This window comes from Enterovibrio norvegicus DSM 15893, from assembly GCF_900115495.1.
GTDB lineage: Bacteria > Pseudomonadota > Gammaproteobacteria > Enterobacterales > Vibrionaceae > Enterovibrio > Enterovibrio norvegicus.
Genome location: NZ_FOWR01000050.1, coordinates 17,623 through 34,928, shown reverse-complemented (window position 1 = coordinate 34,928; position 17,306 = coordinate 17,623). Strand labels below are relative to the sequence as shown.

Here is a 17,306-nt window from a genome sequence, read left to right as displayed (position 1 = left end):
CTCAAAGGAGCCATCGCGGTCGCGCGGTGTATCAAGATCAAATTCGCCCTCTTCGGTTTTGACACGTTTGCTGCTCGTGCCATTCCGACTGTTGTTTGATGGCGACTTTTGATGTTTTTCGTAGCCTAGGTGCTCATCCATTTCAGCATTCAACGCTGCTTCGACGGTGATTTTTTTCAACATCTGGCTAAATTCGTTCAAGTCCTCAGGTGTTTTGATACCTTTGGCTGCTTCCTTTGCGAAAGCTTCGAGTTCTTTCTTGTTCATGCGCATCTGCCTATCCTTAACTCTCATTAGAGTATGGTGTGATAGCCAGTTACACAAAATTAGTTACAGTCTCTTCCTTCTTTTATTTTGCTAACACCACTGGAACAAAAAAGGCAGCCTATTGGCTGCCTTTTCAATGTTCACGCCGAAGAATTACTTCTTCTTACGCTTATCCGTGATTTCCCACTTACCGTCGATAAATAAACCAGTCCAACCGGATGGCTTACCATCTTCTTCGGTACGTACATAGTTTTCTTTGCTCTTACGACTAAAGCGAACAACCGCTTTACGACCATCAGGGTCTTGCGCGGGTGCATCTGCCAGATATTGGTATTTTTCTGGAATGCGATCTTTAAAGCGAACCAGTTCTTCCACCAAAGGCGCACGGGTTTCGCGCGATTTAGGGAAGTTACTCGCTGCCATGAACAGACCAGATGCACCGTCGCGAAGCACAAAGTACGCATCTGAGTTTTCACAAGGAAGCTCAGGGAAATGCACTGGATCTTCTTTCGGCGGCGCAACTTCGCCATTCTTCAGGATCTTGCGCGTGTTCTTACACGTTTCAGAGGTGCAATCCATGTACTTACCGAAACGGCCATTTTTCAGCACCATGTCAGAACCACACTTGTCACACTCAACCACTGGGCCATCATAGCCTTTCAGCTTGAACTCACCTTTCTCAACCGTATAACCATCACAACTTGGGTTATTACCACAAACGTGCAGTTTACGATCTTGGTCAATCAGGTAAGCATCCATCGCCGTTTCGCACTTCGGACAACGTTTCTTCGCACGCAACGCGGCGGTTTCTACGTCTTCTTCCAATACATTAACGATGCCTTCTTCGTCCATCAAATTGATGGTGGTTTTACAGCGCTCTTTTGGTGGCAGTGCATAACCCGAACAGCCGAGGAATACGCCTGTTGATGCGGTACGGATACCCATCTTACGGCCACACGTCGGACAATCGATGTCAGTGAGCACGATGCTGTTAGGCTTCATACCGCCTTCAATCTCGTCCAGCTCTGCTTTGCTCAGATCATCAGTAAACGCTTTGAAGAAGTTATTCAGTACGTTTTTCCAATCTTCACTGCCCATTGCGATTTTATCGAGGTTACCCTCCATACGCGCAGTGAAGTCGTAATCCATCAGGTCAGCAAAACTGCCATCAAGGCGACCCGTGACAATCTCGCCCATTTTCTCAGCGTAGAAACGACGCTGTTCCACACGCACATAACCACGATCTTGAATCGTCGAAATGATGGATGCGTAAGTTGATGGACGACCAATGCCACGCTTCTCAAGCTCTTTAACAAGCGCCGCTTCAGTGAAGCGAGCTGGTGGCTTGGTGAAGTGTTGCTTCGGATCGACGTTTTCGAGTGTTAGCGTTTCGCCCACATCAACATGCGGCAAGGTGGTATCTTCGTTCTTACCCATTGGGCGTTGAACGCGTGTCCAACCATCAAAGCGTAGCGTGCGGCCCTTCGCTTTCAGCGTGAACTCGCCTGCTTTCACTGTGATAGTGCCTGAATCGTATTTTGCAGGTGTCATCTGACACGATACAAATTGACGCCAGATCAAGTCGTACAAACGATGCGCATCTGGGTCCATGCCCTGAAGGTCATCCGATGTCACGTCAATGCTTGAAGGACGAATCGCTTCGTGCGCTTCTTGGGCATTGCCTTTCGAACCGTATTTAATCGGTGCTGACGGCAGATACTTATCTCCGTACTCGCTACCGATAAACTCACGCGCTGATTCAACCGCTTCTTGGCTCAAATTGGTTGAGTCGGTACGCATATAGGTGATGTAACCACCCTCGTACAGACGTTGTGCCAGCATCATGGTTTTTTTCACGCCAAAGCCCATACGGGTACTCGCCGCTTGTTGCAGCGTTGACGTAATAAAAGGTGCCGATGGCTTGCTTGATGTTGGGCGATCTTCGCGGTCAGACACTTTGTACGTTGCTTTCTTCAACGCATCTGTCGCTGACATCGCTTGCTCTTGGTTCAGCGGTTTAAACGCTTCGCCATTTTTCTGAGCAACCACCAAACGCAGTGCGTTTTGGCTCGCCGTTGTCGTGTCCGTGTGAATATCCCAATACTCTTGCGGGATAAACGCTTTAATCTCGTGCTCACGCTCAACGAGCAGCTTAACCGCTACCGATTGAACACGACCCGCAGACAAACCACGTGCCACTTTCTTCCACAGCAGTGGTGAAACCATGAAACCAACGACGCGATCCAAGAAGCGACGCGCTTGCTGAGCATTTACGCCATCGATGTTCAACTCGCCAGGCGATTCGAACGCTTGCTGGATTGCATTTTTGGTGATTTCGTTGAACACAACGCGTTTGAAGCGACTGTCATCGCCCCCAATGATTTCCCGCAAGTGCCAGGCAATCGCCTCACCCTCACGGTCCAAATCCGTTGCGAGATAGATAACGTCTGCTTTTTCAGCAAGCGCTTGCAGTTCGGAAACGACCTTTTCCTTACCCGGTAAGATCTGATAGTTCGCTTTCCAATCGCGGTATGGGTCAACACCCATCTTGTTGATCAGCGAATTTTTGTCCTTCTCTTTTTTAATGCGTTCTTTTTCTTCTACGCTCAGCCCTTTGGTAGAGGTAGGTGCAGCTTTTTTACCGCTTTGTGAAGCGCCGGTAGGCAGATCGCGGACGTGACCAACACTCGATTTAACGATGAAGTCCTTGCCCAGATATTTATTTATCGTTTTTGCCTTTGCCGGGGACTCCACGATAACGAGAGATTTACCCATAGTGACCAATACGCCCTTGCGTTTAAAATTCAATCTATTAATTCAAATCACGTGCATTATGGTGGCACGCTGACGCTATTTACAATATTGAGCGACTAGATCTGAATATCAACCTGTTTCTTTCGAAATCCCCCCAATTGGTTGCTGCTTCCACAGTTGTTGTTCTTTTGTGAACAACTAATCGGACATATTGGGGGATCAGCGTAGTCTCACATCTTCAAGCGCGCTAATCATTACCATTGACGCATGCAGAAAGGCCATCTCGCAATTAATTTTTCTGGCTTAGCTCACAATAACATTGCGTTTGAGCGCATTTTCGCCAGCCAGAACCGTTTGCCTTCCACATATGCAATGGGATTATAATAGACGCTCATTTTTCATCATCATGCAGAAAAGTATGTCAGACAAGACTCCTATCTCCGCCACTGAGCTTCTCAACATCGCCAACGCGATGATCCGCGATCATGAGGCTTACATCGAAGGCATGAACACCGATTCCGTTGAGGAAAAAGCCGGTGTGATGGTATTCAAAGGCGAGTACTTCCTCGACAGCAACGGACTACCAACACCAAAAACAACCGCTGTTTTTAATATGTTTAAGTTTCTTGCTCACCAGCTTTCGAAGCAATATACATTGACTATGTGATATGCAACTTCGTCTACGACTCGTCTCCGTTTTTCGACTATGTTAGCAGCACATTGTTAAAGATTTACTCAAGAGCCTGAATCATCAGGCTCTTACATTTCATCTAGCCTGCAAACAACGTCTTCATAACGCCTGATGCATCAGTCAACATATAAGCATCATAAAATGCCTTTGCTCCGACTGAGTTGATATGGTTATTGTCGCTGTATAGCGGTTTACCATTCAACGCACTTACGCACGATTTGCCATCACAAACCAAATCTGGAATATCAATAATCACTGTTTCAGGGTACTTATGCTGAAGCTCAAGCAGCAAGTGATTCGCATAGGTATATCTTTCAAAGAACTGCGTAGAAGCAGTGTCACAGCTTTCCTTCGCCGCCCAACTATAATTGGCTTTCTTTACTAAACAATTGCTTGGTTTGAAAGGAAATGACGGTACCTGTCCAAACACTACTGGGGTTTTCCCATGTTCAATAAGAGTCGAAATTGTTTTTTCTAACCCCGAAGAGAATACACGGCGATTATTGTCGATGCTCTCTGAACGATCAGTGATATCTCCAAGATAAATATTTCGACCATCTTCATTTTCAGCAAGCGTTGTTTCCGAATACGTTGCCCAACGACCACCTAGAAAAACCACATCGACGTCAGACGCGAGAACCTGTTCCAATAGCCTTTCATTACTTTGGTAGCAGTGTGCTTCTAGTTCTCCATGACGCACACGTCCTCCCACGGCGATAGGAGGACAACCACCTTGCCCACCGTACAGTGCACCAAAGTGATATTTCTTGCCTAATTCATCTACAAACGACTGGAAGTGTTCTGCATGTGAATCCCCCCAAAGAAAAGCACTAGGTGATGAAACAGATTGATCACCCAATAACATCGGGCGGAAAGGTTCAAACTCCTCAAACTGCTTTCGAGTTTGCCCATCCAATTCAATCTTTGAAACGGAGTCATAGTAAAGCGCCATTGCCTCAGTACTAAACCGCTCAGGATAACCTTCTTGCTTATCAATGTTCTTGGCTAGCAGAACAAAAGAAAGCACCGGGACAAAGAAATACCCAACAAACACGTATCTTCTTTTTAATTTAAAATATCTTGCCGGATTTTCAATCAGCTTTAAACTTAAGTAAGAAAAAACAAATGTTAACAATGAACAAGTAACAAATCCTTTCCATCCAAAATCAGACTGGTAATAACGATAAAACGCTTGGATAGGCCAATGCCATAGATAAAGTGAATATGACAATTTTCCGAGCCACACCAACACTGGCAAAGATAAGAATCGTGTAATTGGCGTATTAGTGTTTTCACCAGAGAAGATAATTAGCGCAGTACCAAAACAAACAATGGCAGCGTTAACACCCGGAAAGACGTCGCCTTTGTCAAGAATGACCAATGCAATAGATACGAGTAAAACACCCACAATACCTGCAGTGGCATAAAAGCGGCATTCATAAGACCTATCCTCGCTTCTCAACTTAAACAATAGCAACGCAAGTGCCGCACCAATAAGCATTTCGAACGCCCGGCTTTGAATAAGGAAGTATGCCTCAGAAGGCGAAGTTAGCGCCAAAAATTGTGAGTATCCAATCATAGATACTAGCGCCACTAACAGTATCTTAGGCGCTGCCTTAGTGGGTAGATAACGAGAACAGAGCAACAGGGCTATTGGCCATACAAAGTAAAATTGCTCTTCCACCGAAAGCGACCAAATGTTTAACAGTGGCATGGTTTCTGATGACGGCGCAAAATACCCAGTGTTCTTTTCAAAATAGATGTTTGAAATAAATACTGACGCATAACGTAGGCTGTCAGCAAAACCAGAAAAGTCGTTGGGTGAAAATAAAAAATAAGCAGTAATGAGGCTTGATATTGCCACGATATAAAACAATGGCAAAATACGTTTAATCCTTTTTTCATAAAAATCTAAAAACGTGAATGTCCCAGATTTCATTTGAGGATAAATTGCAGACGTAATTATAAACCCAGAAATAACGAAGAAGACATCTACGCCAATAAACCCACTAGGAAGGATATCTTTATTGAAGTGAAATATGATCACTAGAAGAACGGCGACAGCCCGAAGACCATCGACATCTGGTCGATACTTAATACTTGCCATAAAAGCGCTTAACCTAGACTCTTTTAAACGATTCTCAAAGCTGGCGTCACTTTAAAGGTAAAGTGAACATCTGAATTACTTTTGCTAAACGTATCAAGCCGTAAGCTAGGCAAAGAAAACTCTGCCAAAATCGTACAATGAAGGTTGAGCGTTTCCATGTAGTGATATTCTCTGCAACCGACGGTCACAGCAGCCAGAATCCCACACACCACCCTCAAACAATGCGTTCGCAGTGGCGAAGATATCTGCCTTGAAACCATTACAACCATGTTACTGATTTCAAAACAAACTCAAAAACAAAAAGTCGACAGCTGCATTGCTGCCCCTGTCGACTCGTCTATATTACCAAATTTAGGGCTTAGCCCTCAAACACTGCAGTATCTTTTTCTTTGTCTTCCCGAACAGAGTTTCCATCCTGATCAGATTTGTCTCCACCGCGCCCTTTCGGATCTGGTCCAAACTGATTTGGGCCTGGCGTACCATCCAGAATACCGAGTTCGACCAAAGCAAAGATTGGGCCGATTAATGGTAAAAAGGTCACTACAATCCACCACGGGTTCTTATTGCGGTCTTTCAAACGCTTAATGTTCAGTGCGAGCGATGCATAAATCGCGAACAGTGTGATCACGATAGTCAACACGTCAAGTACCGCATTCCCGCCTTGATAAAACAAGGTAGGCACGACAGCGAACATCACTGGCAAACTGTATAACCAGTAGTCACGGCGTCTCATTCGGCCTTGGAACGAAAACAAAGCCCATTTCTGATTCATGTTGACTCCTAAACGATCGGACGCTGGCCGCGGCTGATCCACTTCAACAGTAGACGATCTGTCGCTTCTGCCGCTGAACCTGCGATTTTTTCTGCCAGCTTCTTACGTTGTACGTAACGAATACCTAAAACGTCTTTTTCTTTTACTGCAGTGACGAGGTAATCGTCACTCGTGCCCACGCTATCAATCAGTCCCAATGGCAAGGCTTGGTTACCAAACCAATGTTCGCCAGTGGCGACTTTTTCGAGATCCAACGAAGGACGGTGGTCAGCAATAAAGTCTTTAAAAAGAACGTGCGTTTCTTCCAACTCGCTCACGAATTTCTCGCGCGCTTTGTCGGTGTTTTCACCAAACATAGTTAGCGTACGCTTAAATTCACCCGCAGTCAGTTGCTCAAATTCAATATCATGTTTTTTAAGTAATTTATTAAAGTTTGGCAGTTGTGCGATAACACCAATTGAACCAACAACCGCAAACGGCGCTGCAATGATTTTATCCGCCACACACGCCATCATATAGCCACCACTCGCCGCCACTTTATCAACAGAAACGGTCAGTGGAATGCCCGCTTGCTTAATGCGGTCAAGTTGTGAAGATGCAAGGCCGTAGGCGTGAACCATACCACCACCACTCTCAAGGCGAACCATCACTTCGTCGCCGTCTTTTGCGATAGCAAGAATGGCGGTGATTTCTTCACGTAATGCGGTTACTTCGCGGGCATCAATGCTGCCTTTGAAGTCCACCACGAAGAGATGTGGTTTGCGGCTTGATTCCAGCGAGACGGAATCCGTCATTTTTTTCGCTTCTGCCTTGGCTTCTTTTGCTTTGGCTTTTTCGGCTTTTTTCTCTGCTTTATCACGGGCTTTGAGTGCAGCCTCGTCATAAATGTGTGATTCCATCGCGTGGACAAGATCGTTGTGCTTGTCCGTCAGATTGGTGATTTCGAGTTCCCCTTTCTGACCTTGTTTGCCACCAGCGCTTTTTGCAATGATGAGAACAGCGATGACTGCGACAGCAAACGTCAGAACTTTGGCCAGAAACAGGCCGTAATCAAGCAAGAATTCCAAACTGTGTTCCTCTTTATCGTTATATCTCGCCATTCTACTACTATTCGAGCGCGAGATTCACGAGGGATGTGTATCAAAGTGCTGGTTTCGCCTCGCTTTCTTTGCAACAGCAGGTTGTTTCTTGTCTGCGAGCCAACTTACAATGCAAAGGTAAACGCCTTTCTCTAACGAGCATGCATAAAGCATGGGCAGCGAGATTAACAGGCAGGATTGCCGATAAGAAAAGGAATATTGTAACGTGGAGTATCAAGTAGCAGCCGATGCATTGAACGGTAAAGTGATTTTAGTTACCGGCGCGGGTGATGGTATTGGACGACAAGCCGCACTCAGTTACGCTCAACACGGTGCAACCGTCATCTTGCTTGGACGCACAGTGAAGAAGCTGGAAAGCGTGTACGATGAAATCGAAGCGGCTGGCGGTGCACAACCAGCAATCATCCCTCTCGATATGCTAGGCGCGACTCGTCAGCATTACATCGACATGGTCGACACCATTGAACAACAGTTTGGGCGTCTTGATGGTGTGCTGCATAACGCAGGCCTACTGGGCGTATTGAGCCCGTTTGACCAAATTGAAGAAAAAGCCTTTGATGAAGTGATGCAAGTTAACGTCAAAGCAACCTTCCTGATGACACAGGCCGTCATGCCACTCGTACAAAAATCTGAAGATGGACGTATCGTGTTCACTTCATCGACTGTGGGGCATGCAGGCCGAGCATTCTGGGGCGCTTATGCCATGTCTAAATTCGCAACAGAAGGCATGATGCAAGTATTGGCAGATGAGTTGAGTAACACGTCTGTGAAAGTCAACGCGATTAATCCAGGCGGCACACGCACACGTATGCGCGCATCCGCTTTCCCAGGTGAAGATGCAAAAACCCTGAAAACACCCGAAGATATTATGCCGCTTTACGTGTATTTGATGGCACCAGAAGGCGTGGACGTGAATGGCCAATGCATTGATGCACAGCCGAAGTGATTAGAAGCTAGAAGCTAGAAAAAGCATTGAGTTCATAAAGAAAAAGCCAGCATCAGAGATGCTGGCTTTTTTTAAACCTGTTGGCAATTAACGGCCTTGGCGTTTACTGCTTTGAGGCTTACCGCCTTGAACCTTCTGACGTGAAGAAGACTGACCTGGACGATTCTGTCCTGGCTTGCCTGGACGTCCACCAGCACGTTGCGCTGGTTTGCCCGCGTCAGTGCGGCCTTGACCTGCTTTACCTTGACCACGACGTGGTGCAGGCTTGTCAGATACCACAGATTGCTCACCACCACGACGTTGTGGACGTGGCTTGCGAGTGTCGGTGCTTTCAACGCGATCTTCGTGACGACGAACCGCGCGACGGATTTTCTGGCTACGTGCTTTACGCTTCTTCATTTCTGGCGTGATCATAGTTTCACGCTCAGGACGAAGTTCAACCATCTCGCGAAGGTAGTTTACGTCATCCAGCTCAAGCTCCATCCAACCGCCACGCGGCAGTTCTTTATTCAGATAGAGGTTGCCGTAACGCACACGTTTCAGACGGCTAACGGTAACACCTTGTGATTCCCAAAGACGGCGCACTTCGCGGTTACGTCCTTCGGTGATCACAACATAGAAAGTATGGTTCATACCTTCACCGCCGGCGTAAACGATATCTTCGAAACGGGCATCGCCGTCTTCTAGCGTTACACCACGAACAAGATTTTTAATCATCTGCTCGTTCACTTCACCAAACACACGCACCATGTATTCGCGTTGTACTTGGCGGCTTGGGTGCATCAGGCGGTTTGCTAGCTCACCGTCAGTGGTGAACAACATAAGACCCGATGTGTTCGCATCCAAACGACCAACAGCAACCCAACGGGCACCGTTCATACGAGGAAGACGATCAAAAACGGTACGACGACCTTCAGGATCGCTACGTGTACACAGTTCGCCTTCAGGTTTGTTGTACGCCAATACACGGCACACAACGTCAGAAGGTGCGGCTACTTGCACGCTATGGCCATCAACACGAATGTTAGTTGACGCGTCATCTAGGCGGTCACCCAGCTTCGCAACAATACCATTAACACTGACACGGCCAGCCTGAATCATGCTTTCGATCTCACGACGAGAACCAAGACCTGCGCGGGCTAGCACCTTCTGTAATTTTTCGCTCATTTACGTTTTACCTTACTGTCGCCTTCACAGGCGTCGATGTCGGAAAGAAAAGGCCGTCAGACGTAAATCTGAGGCAACGGCGTATTATGCCTAAAAAAGCACAATGACGCCATGAGTTTTGTATGCCTATAAGCTTACTGAAATGGGGTAGGATCGCCTGTACCATGACGGAGAATTTCGGCTTCTCCATCACTGAAATCAACGACTGTGGTCGGTTGCTCACCGAGGTAGCCACCATTTAGAATCACATCCACGGTGTGCTCTAACTGGTCACGAATCGCTTCAGGATCTGACTCGGTAAAGTCGTTACCCGGAAGAATCAGCGACGTCGACATCATCGGTTCGCCAAGTGCTTCCAACAGATCGAGCGCAATGCGGTTATCAGGTACGCGAATACCAATGGTTTTACGCTTAGGGTTCATCAAACGACGCGGCACTTCCTTCGTCGCTTTCAAGATAAAGGTGTACGGCCCTGGCGTGTTGTTTTTGATCAAACGGTAAGCCGTGTTATCAACACGCGCATACACGGAGATTTCAGATAAATCTCTGCACAACAACGTAAAATTGTGCTTATCGTCTAAACGGCGAATACGACAGATTTTTTCTAGCGCAGATTTGTTTTCAAGCTGACAACCCAGTGCATAGCCTGAATCCGTTGGATAAATGATAACGCCGCCGTTGCGAATAATGGCAACCGCTTGCGTGATCAAACGTGTTTGTGGATTTTCTGGGTGAACGTAAAAAAATTGGCTCACTTTTCCTCCTCTGGGCTTACCTCTGCCCTTTCAATGACTGGTAGTGTCCAACTTTCCCACACCCCTTCGCACCCCTTTGGCAGGTACAAATTGCGCCCAAGCTCAAGCCATGGCGACGGGTAGTGGAAGTCAGAACCTTGGGATACCAGCAATCCATAATGAATAGCATAGTCAGCAAGTTGTCGACGTTCGACTGGAGATTGTTGAGGCTGGACAATTTCCATCCCGTCTCCACCTGCTTCTTTAAATGCTTCTAACAAGCGTTTTAACCATTTCGCTGTCAGTTTATAGCGACCTGGGTGTGCAATCACTGCCTGCCCTCCCGCTTTGTGAATAACATCAACAGCTTCTGCGATCGTGCACCAATTTGGCGGCACATAACCTGGGTTGCCGCGCGTCAGGTATTTCTTAAACACGGCTTGCATGTTCTTCACATGACCTTGTTCGACCATCCAGCGCGCAAAATGCGCGCGAGTCAGTGGCACATCACCCGCTAAGGCTTTTGCACCTTCCAATGCGCCTGGCATGCGGTGCTTTTCCAAACGCTCGGCGATTTGTTCTGCACGGACATCTCGCCGTTCAGCTTGTTGCGCAATCAGCGCATTCAGCTCTGGAGAATCAAGATCAATGTTCAATCCAACAATGTGGATGTCTTTGTTTTGCCAAACGGTAGAAATTTCAATGCCATTGACAATATGCAAAGGAAGATCAGCTTCAAGCACCGCCTGCTTAGCAGGTTCAATGCCTGCGACAGTATCGTGATCTGTGATCGCAAGCACTTGGACGCGAAAATCGACCGCGCGCTTTACCAGTTCTGCAGGGCTGAAGCGTCCGTCAGACGCCGTGGTGTGGCTGTGGAGATCAAATAGCATTAATTTTCTTCAATTCGTTGCTTGACATTATCACCATACACTAGTTAACTAGTACACGATTACGAACACAAATGGATAACGTCATCATGGTACAGCATAACCTCACTCGACAAACAGTAATGATTAACTGGTGGTGGCACTCCCTATAGCGGGCAGTGTGATGAGTTGTACCTAACGGAAAGACGTCACCAAGCCCGCAGATAGCGGGTTTTTTTATATCTACATTTTACCGCCCAGAACGTATTGAGCACCTTATCGAAGGTGGCGGCACCAAAAAGGATTTTTAACATGATCATCGTATTAAAACCCCACGCTACCGAGCGGCAAGCAAAAGTGATTCTGGGCAAAATAGAACAAGCGGGTCTGAAACCTTTGTTTATGCCTGGTGTTGAACGCATCGTTTTGGGTGCGTTGGGTGATGAGCGGGTATTGCAGAAACTCCATATAGAGAGCGACCCATTAGTAGAAGAAGTTAAACCCATCTTATCCAAATACAAAATGGTCTCCCGCGAAGTACAAGCTCACAACACGGTTGTACGTATTGGTAATATGTCGATCGGCGGGGGCAAATTTGCAGTTATTGCCGGCCCTTGCTCTGTTGAATCAGAACAGCAATTGCTGTCTGTCGCCGAGGTTGTAAAAAGCCATGGCGCCGCTGCGCTTCGAGGCGGTGCATATAAACCTCGAACCAGTCCCTATGATTTCCAAGGCATGGGCGTTGAAGGACTGAAACTGCTTAAACAAGCCAGTGACGCAACAGGCATGCCGACCGTCTCAGAGGTGATGGAAGTCAGTCAGGTAGATTCACTTTGTGAATACATTGATTGCCTTCAAATTGGCGCGCGTAATATGCAAAACTACGGATTGTTAAAAGCAGTTGGCGAAACAGGCAAACCAGTCTTGTTAAAACGCGGACTTTCCGCCACTATCGAGGAACTGTTGCTAGCGGCTGAATATATCTATGATGCTGGCAACCCGAACATTATCCTTTGTGAACGTGGTATCCGCACTTACGAGACTGCAACGCGCAATACGCTGGACTTAAATGCAGTCGCCTACATAAAGCAACGCAGCCACCTGCCAGTTGTCGTGGATCCAAGCCATGGAACGGGTGTGCGTGAATTGGTTATTCCTCTTTCACGTGCCGCCGCCGCAGTGGGGGCCGACGGTATTATCGTCGAAAGCCACCTAAACCCTGCGGAAGCACTGTCCGATGGTCATCAAGCGCTCACTGGAGACATGTTCGCGCAATTAATGCAGGAACTAAAACCATTTGTTGAAGCAGCAGGGAGAACGCTGTGAAAAACCACGCTTTAAAACAAGGCGAATTAGACGTACTGAGCTTGGATGTGCCGTACGTCGCCGCTCCGACTGAATTATATGCCGCAGTCTGTCAGGACCGCCCACACAGTCTACTTCTAGAATCTGCCGAGATTGATTCAAAGCAGGATCTAAAAAGTCTGATGCTGGTGGATGCTGCAGTCCGCATTGTTTGCCGCGGCCGCATTGTCGAACTCGAAGCAAAATCGGAAAACGGCAACAATGTATTGAATGCCGTTGAAGCCCAGATTGATCATCAAGGTATCGCGATTTGTCGTGAGCGCGATGGCAACATGCTGACACTTCATTTTTCGGAAGAAGATCGAACACTGGATGAAGATGCGCGCTTGCGCCAGCCTTCGCCGTTTGATGCACTTCGCCTTATTCAACATGCTTTCAAGCTTGAAGGGCAACCCGATGAAGCGCTCATGATCGGTGGCCTTTTTGCCTATGATCTGGTGGCGCAGTTTGAGCCCCTTCCAGAAGCAGAAGAAAGCAATCGCTGCCCTGACTTCCTTTTCTATGTTGCTGAAACGCTATTGGTCATTGACCACCAACGTCGCCAAGCAAAATTGCAAGGCACCCTCTTTGGAGGTGACGACACCACACAAACCTACTTTGATTTGAGTCGTCGACTTCAAGCCATCAAAGAGAGCTGTTTGAACCCAACAGCAATGCCGGTCGCGCAGCAGGTCGAAGATAATGGTATCGATGTCTCTATCAGTGACGAGGATTTCTGTCAGGCCGTCGACACGCTCAAAGAATATGTCGTTAGAGGTGACGTGTTTCAGGTCGTGCCTAGCCGCCGATTCACACTGCCTTGCCCTTCCCCACTGAATGCGTATTTGAAACTCAAACAAGGCAACCCTAGCCCGTACATGTTCTACATGCATGACAGCGAATTCACCCTGTTTGGCGCATCACCAGAAAGTGCACTGAAATACAGCAAAGACACCAACCAAGTGGAAATTTACCCGATTGCAGGCACACGCCCTCGCGGTAAGAATCCAAACGGTTCAATTAACTTGGACCTAGACGGCCGTATCGAACTCGAGCTGCGAAACGACACCAAAGAAAAAGCCGAGCACATGATGCTTGTAGATTTGGCGCGTAATGACGTGGCTCGTATCAGCGAACCAGGCACGCGTTATGTGTCAGACCTTCTTCAAGTTGACCGTTACAGCCACGTCATGCACCTGGTGTCTCGTGTTGTTGGCCAACTGCGTAACGATCTCGATGCGCTGCACGCGTATCAAGCATGCATGAACATGGGCACCTTAACGGGCGCACCAAAAATCCGTGCCATGCAGCTCATTCGTCAATTCGAAAAACGTCGTCGTGGTAGTTATGGCGGTGCTGTTGGCTACCTCACAGGCCATGGCGATATGGATACTTGTATCGTGATCCGCTCTGCGTATGTTGAAGATGGTATTGCACAGGTGCAAGCTGGTGCCGGTGTGGTGTTCGACTCTGTGCCTCAAGCCGAAGCCGATGAAACACGCGGAAAAGCGCAAGCTGTATTGACAGCAATTCGAGCAGCACACTCAGGAGGTGCACAATGAGCCAAGCCATGAATGCACACATCGTGCTGATCGATAACTTCGACTCTTTCACATATAACTTGGTCGATCAGTTTCGTTCATTGGGTTATCCCGTGAAGATATACCGCAACAGTTTGTCCGCAGAGCAAATTGAGCAAGCCGTTAGTGATCTCACTAACCCTGTTGTGGTGCTGTCCCCTGGCCCGGGTGCGCCATCAGAAGCAGGCTGTATGCCTGCACTGATCCAAAAACTGAAAGGCAAAGTGCCAATGATTGGTATTTGTCTTGGCCAACAAGCCATCACAGAAGCTTATGGCGGTGTGGTTGCTGGCGCAGGTGAAATCGTTCACGGAAAAGCATCCCAGATGACACATAACGCCCATGCCGTATTTGGCGACATTGAAAGCCCGCTCACCATTGCACGCTACCACTCGTTGGTTGCCACCAAGGTGCCGGATTCACTGGATGTGATTGCGGATGTGGAAGGCTTAGTCATGGCAGTCGTGAACGACGCAGATCGCGTGGTCGGTTTCCAATTCCATCCAGAGTCAATTTTAACAACGAAAGGCGCAGACCTTCTGACAAATACAATCAACTGGGCGACACAACCGCGCTGATGGACGACAAGACAAGGAGAGTAAACATGGACGCAATTATTAATAAGCTTTACGAACAAGCATCTCTGTCTCGTGAAGAAAGCCATCAGCTGTTCGACACCATTATCAAAGGTGAAATGGACCCTATCCTGTTGGCCGCGACATTAACGTCGCTAAAAATTAAAGGCGAAACACCAGAAGAAATCGCGGGCGCGGCATCTGCATTAACGGAAAATGCAAACCCGTTCCCTTCACCAGATTATGATTTCGCTGACATTGTTGGCACTGGCGGTGACGGCTCTAACTCCATCAACATTTCTACCACCGCCGCCTTTGTTGCCGCAGCCTGTGGTGTAAAAGTTGCCAAGCACGGTAACCGTGGCGTATCGAGCAAATCTGGTTCTTCCGACTTGCTGGCTGCGTTTGGTATTGATTTGGCTATGAGCCCAGAAACGGCACGCGGCGCATTGGATGATTTGGGCGTATGCTTCTTGTTCGCCCCGCAATACCACAGCGGTGTTCGCCACGCGATGCCTGTTCGTCAAACCATGAAAACGCGCACCATCTTTAATTTGTTAGGCCCATTAATTAACCCTGCAAAACCAACGCTGGAATTGATGGGTGTCTATGACAAAGCCTTAGTAAGGCCGATTGCAGAAACCATCAAAACCCTTGGCCTAAAACGCGCTGCGGTTGTCCACGGTAGCGGGCTAGATGAAGTCGCAATTCACGGTGAAACCACCGTGGCTGAAATTAAAGATGGCGTGATCACCGAATACACTCTGACACCAGAAGATTTTGGCGTTAATACCCACCCTCTCAAATCCATCGAAGGGGGCACGCCAGAAGAGAACCGGGAAATCATCACACAGATCTTACAAGGCAAAGGGACAGAAGCACAGCAAAGCGCGGTTGCCGTTAACGTTGCACTTCTGCTTCGCCTGTTCGGTCATGAAGATCTAAAAGCCAACACACAAAGAGCGTTGGATGTGATGAGCAGCGGAAAGCCCTTCGAACTCGTTCAGCAACTTGCGTCACGGAGCAACTAATGGAAACGGTATTAGCAAAAATTGTTGCGGATAAACGCATTTGGATTGAAGCGCGCAAGGCGGCACAGCCGCTAGCGAGCTTCATCAATGAAGTCGTCCCAAGTGATCGCAGCTTTTATGATGCGCTTTCAGGCAAGCCCGCCAAGTTTATCTTGGAGTGCAAAAAGGCCTCACCATCAAAAGGTCTGATCCGCGATGACTTCGACTTGGATTACATCGCCAGCGTATACGGCAACCATGCCGCAGCGATTTCTGTCCTAACAGATGAAAAGTACTTCCAAGGTAACTTTGACTTTCTGCCGCAAGTCCGCGGTCAAGTGCCTTGTCCAGTGCTGTGTAAAGATTTCATGGTGGACACTTATCAAGTCTACCTCGCGCGTTTTCATCAAGCCGATGCCATTTTATTGATGCTGTCTGTTCTGAACGACGATGAATACCGTGAACTGTCTGCACTCGCGCATGAACTTAACCTCGGTGTGCTGACAGAAGTCAGCAACGAAGAAGAACTGGAACGTGCCATTGCGCTAAAAGCCAAGGTTGTTGGTATTAATAACCGCAACTTGCGCGATCTAAGCATCGACCTAAACCGTACGAAAGAGCTCGCGCCGCGTTTGTCTGAAGACACCATCGTGATTTCAGAATCAGGTATCTATACCCATCAACAAGTACGTGGGCTTGCACCTTTCGCCAACGGCTTCTTGATTGGTAGCTCGTTAATGTCTGAAGACGATGTTGAACGTGCTGTACGTCGTGTACTTTACGGTGACAACAAGGTCTGCGGTTTGACACGTGCAGAAGATGCAAAAGCCGCTTACGACGCCTATGCCAACTACGGTGGACTCATTTTCGTTGAAAAATCACCGCGCTTTGTGGATGTGGATGCGGCACGAAAAGTCATGGAAGGCGCACCTCTCGCTTACGTGGGTGTGTTCCAAAATCATGAATTATCAGACGTTGCTGAGACAGCAAACGCATTGTCACTGTCAGCAGTTCAGCTTCATGGCAATGAAGACGGTGACTACGTGAAAGCGTTGCGTGACGCCTTGCCAAGTAATACGCAGATTTGGAAAGCCCACGGCGTGAGCGATACCGCACCTGCGCTTGAGGCTAATGCCGACAGAAATCTGTTCGACAGCCGTGTGGGCACTCAAAGCGGCGGAACAGGCCAAGCGTTTGATTGGTCTCTCATTCCAGAGGATCGCAAAGACACCGTGATGATCGCAGGTGGCCTTTCGCAAGAAAACGCAAAAGACGCAGCACAACTGGGCTGCGCAGGACTTGATTTTAACTCTGGCGTCGAAAGCGCGCCGGGTATCAAAGATAAACAAAAATTGGACGCTGCATTCTCAGCGCTTAGAGATTACTAAAG

Annotated in this window: 15 protein-coding genes and 1 other annotated feature; of the genes, 7 read left to right on the top strand and 8 right to left on the bottom strand. The window is 47.9% G+C overall.

Going from position 1 to position 17,306, the window contains the following annotated elements; translation table 11 throughout:
• Together BM082_RS21800 and topA are read right to left on the bottom strand one after the other, a co-directional pair.
• Nucleotides 1-267, bottom strand: a 267-nt coding sequence (locus BM082_RS21800) for a transposase (protein ID WP_244276055.1), incomplete at its 3' end; no start/stop codon positions are given.
• Between the two features lie 153 nt (nucleotides 268-420).
• Nucleotides 421-3,042, bottom strand: a complete 2,622-nt coding sequence (gene topA / locus BM082_RS21795) for a type I DNA topoisomerase (RefSeq protein WP_017011370.1) — start codon at nucleotides 3,040-3,042, stop codon at nucleotides 421-423.
• Between the two features lie 397 nt (nucleotides 3,043-3,439).
• Here topA and BM082_RS21790 point away from each other — a divergent pair, with 397 nt between their 5' ends.
• The gene (locus BM082_RS21790) at nucleotides 3,440-3,688 is read left to right on the top strand and encodes a YciN family protein (RefSeq protein WP_026024899.1); all 249 of its coding nucleotides are present in this window, start codon (nucleotides 3,440-3,442) and stop codon (nucleotides 3,686-3,688) included.
• 103 nt (nucleotides 3,689-3,791) lie between these two features.
• On the opposite strand, the gene BM082_RS21785 is transcribed toward BM082_RS21790, so the two are convergent.
• The 3 genes from BM082_RS21785 to sohB form a co-directional block, all read right to left on the bottom strand.
• Nucleotides 3,792-5,819: an acyltransferase family protein gene (locus tag BM082_RS21785; RefSeq protein WP_074928594.1), complete on the bottom strand. Its 2,028-nt coding sequence runs from the start codon at nucleotides 5,817-5,819 to the stop codon at nucleotides 3,792-3,794.
• A 358-nt stretch (nucleotides 5,820-6,177) separates the two neighbouring features.
• Complete coding sequence (locus BM082_RS21780) at nucleotides 6,178-6,591, bottom strand: DUF805 domain-containing protein (RefSeq protein WP_017011373.1); 414 nt, start codon at nucleotides 6,589-6,591, stop codon at nucleotides 6,178-6,180.
• A gap of 8 nt (nucleotides 6,592-6,599) precedes the next feature.
• A complete protein-coding gene (gene sohB, locus BM082_RS21775; protein WP_074928592.1) occupies nucleotides 6,600-7,658 on the bottom strand; it encodes a protease SohB in 1,059 nt (352 codons plus the stop codon).
• A gap of 238 nt (nucleotides 7,659-7,896) precedes the next feature.
• On the opposite strand from sohB, the gene BM082_RS21770 reads away from it, so the two are divergent.
• Nucleotides 7,897-8,637, top strand: coding sequence for a YciK family oxidoreductase (locus tag BM082_RS21770; RefSeq protein ID WP_017013922.1), 741 nt, complete (start codon nucleotides 7,897-7,899; stop codon nucleotides 8,635-8,637).
• A gap of 87 nt (nucleotides 8,638-8,724) precedes the next feature.
• Here the strand turns inward: BM082_RS21770 and rluB are convergent, their stop codons facing one another.
• The 3 genes from rluB to rnm form a co-directional block, all read right to left on the bottom strand.
• Nucleotides 8,725-9,804 carry a 23S rRNA pseudouridine(2605) synthase RluB gene (rluB, locus tag BM082_RS21765; RefSeq protein WP_017011376.1) on the bottom strand — a complete coding sequence of 360 codons (1,080 nt, stop codon included), beginning with the start codon at nucleotides 9,802-9,804 and terminating at the stop codon, nucleotides 8,725-8,727.
• Nucleotides 9,805-9,938: 134 nt separating this feature from the next.
• The gene (locus BM082_RS21760; RefSeq protein WP_017011377.1) at nucleotides 9,939-10,559 is read right to left on the bottom strand and encodes an L-threonylcarbamoyladenylate synthase; all 621 of its coding nucleotides are present in this window, start codon (nucleotides 10,557-10,559) and stop codon (nucleotides 9,939-9,941) included.
• Nucleotides 10,556-11,431 (bottom strand): RNase RNM, encoded by an 876-nt coding sequence (gene rnm / locus BM082_RS21755; RefSeq protein WP_017011378.1) that lies wholly within the window; start codon nucleotides 11,429-11,431, stop codon nucleotides 10,556-10,558. Before rnm ends, BM082_RS21760 begins: the two co-directional genes overlap by 4 nt.
• Nucleotides 11,432-11,553: 122 nt before the next feature.
• Nucleotides 11,554-11,648, top strand: a sequence feature (Trp leader region).
• 71 nt (nucleotides 11,649-11,719) lie between these two features.
• Between rnm and aroF the strand changes: the two genes are divergently transcribed.
• The 5 genes from aroF to trpCF are packed head-to-tail and all read left to right on the top strand — an operon-like array spanning nucleotide 11,720 to nucleotide 17,304.
• The gene (gene aroF, locus BM082_RS21750; protein WP_074928590.1) at nucleotides 11,720-12,733 is read left to right on the top strand and encodes a 3-deoxy-7-phosphoheptulonate synthase; all 1,014 of its coding nucleotides are present in this window, start codon (nucleotides 11,720-11,722) and stop codon (nucleotides 12,731-12,733) included.
• Nucleotides 12,730-14,313, top strand: coding sequence for an anthranilate synthase component 1 (locus BM082_RS21745; protein WP_017015882.1), 1,584 nt, complete (start codon nucleotides 12,730-12,732; stop codon nucleotides 14,311-14,313). The genes aroF and BM082_RS21745 overlap by 4 nt, the downstream gene beginning before the upstream one ends.
• Nucleotides 14,310-14,909 (top strand): aminodeoxychorismate/anthranilate synthase component II, encoded by a 600-nt coding sequence (locus BM082_RS21740; protein ID WP_017011381.1) that lies wholly within the window; start codon nucleotides 14,310-14,312, stop codon nucleotides 14,907-14,909. Before BM082_RS21745 ends, BM082_RS21740 begins: the two co-directional genes overlap by 4 nt.
• 26 nt (nucleotides 14,910-14,935) lie before the next feature.
• Entirely contained in the window at nucleotides 14,936-15,937 is a 1,002-nt protein-coding gene (trpD, locus tag BM082_RS21735) for an anthranilate phosphoribosyltransferase (RefSeq protein ID WP_017013925.1), read from the top strand.
• Complete coding sequence (gene trpCF / locus BM082_RS21730) at nucleotides 15,937-17,304, top strand: bifunctional indole-3-glycerol-phosphate synthase TrpC/phosphoribosylanthranilate isomerase TrpF (protein ID WP_017011383.1); 1,368 nt, start codon at nucleotides 15,937-15,939, stop codon at nucleotides 17,302-17,304. Before trpD ends, trpCF begins: the two co-directional genes overlap by 1 nt.
• Nucleotides 17,305-17,306 lie beyond the last annotated feature (2 nt).

What these genes read in the sequence shown, in the direction of transcription:
- BM082_RS21790 (WP_026024899.1), top strand. Translation starts at nt 3,440, where the DNA reads ATGTCAGACAAGACTCCTATCTCCGCCACTGAGCTTCTCAACATCGCC.
- trpCF (WP_017011383.1), top strand. Translation starts at nt 15,937, where the DNA reads ATGGAAACGGTATTAGCAAAAATTGTTGCGGATAAACGCATTTGGATT.
- aroF (WP_074928590.1), top strand. Translation starts at nt 11,720, where the DNA reads ATGATCATCGTATTAAAACCCCACGCTACCGAGCGGCAAGCAAAAGTG.
- BM082_RS21785 (WP_074928594.1), bottom strand. Translation starts at nt 5,819, where the DNA reads ATGGCAAGTATTAAGTATCGACCAGATGTCGATGGTCTTCGGGCTGTC.
- rnm (WP_017011378.1), bottom strand. Translation starts at nt 11,431, where the DNA reads ATGCTATTTGATCTCCACAGCCACACCACGGCGTCTGACGGACGCTTC.
- rluB (WP_017011376.1), bottom strand. Translation starts at nt 9,804, where the DNA reads ATGAGCGAAAAATTACAGAAGGTGCTAGCCCGCGCAGGTCTTGGTTCT.
- BM082_RS21740 (WP_017011381.1), top strand. Translation starts at nt 14,310, where the DNA reads ATGAGCCAAGCCATGAATGCACACATCGTGCTGATCGATAACTTCGAC.
- topA (WP_017011370.1), bottom strand. Translation starts at nt 3,042, where the DNA reads ATGGGTAAATCTCTCGTTATCGTGGAGTCCCCGGCAAAGGCAAAAACG.
- trpD (WP_017013925.1), top strand. Translation starts at nt 14,936, where the DNA reads ATGGACGCAATTATTAATAAGCTTTACGAACAAGCATCTCTGTCTCGT.
- BM082_RS21780 (WP_017011373.1), bottom strand. Translation starts at nt 6,591, where the DNA reads ATGAATCAGAAATGGGCTTTGTTTTCGTTCCAAGGCCGAATGAGACGC.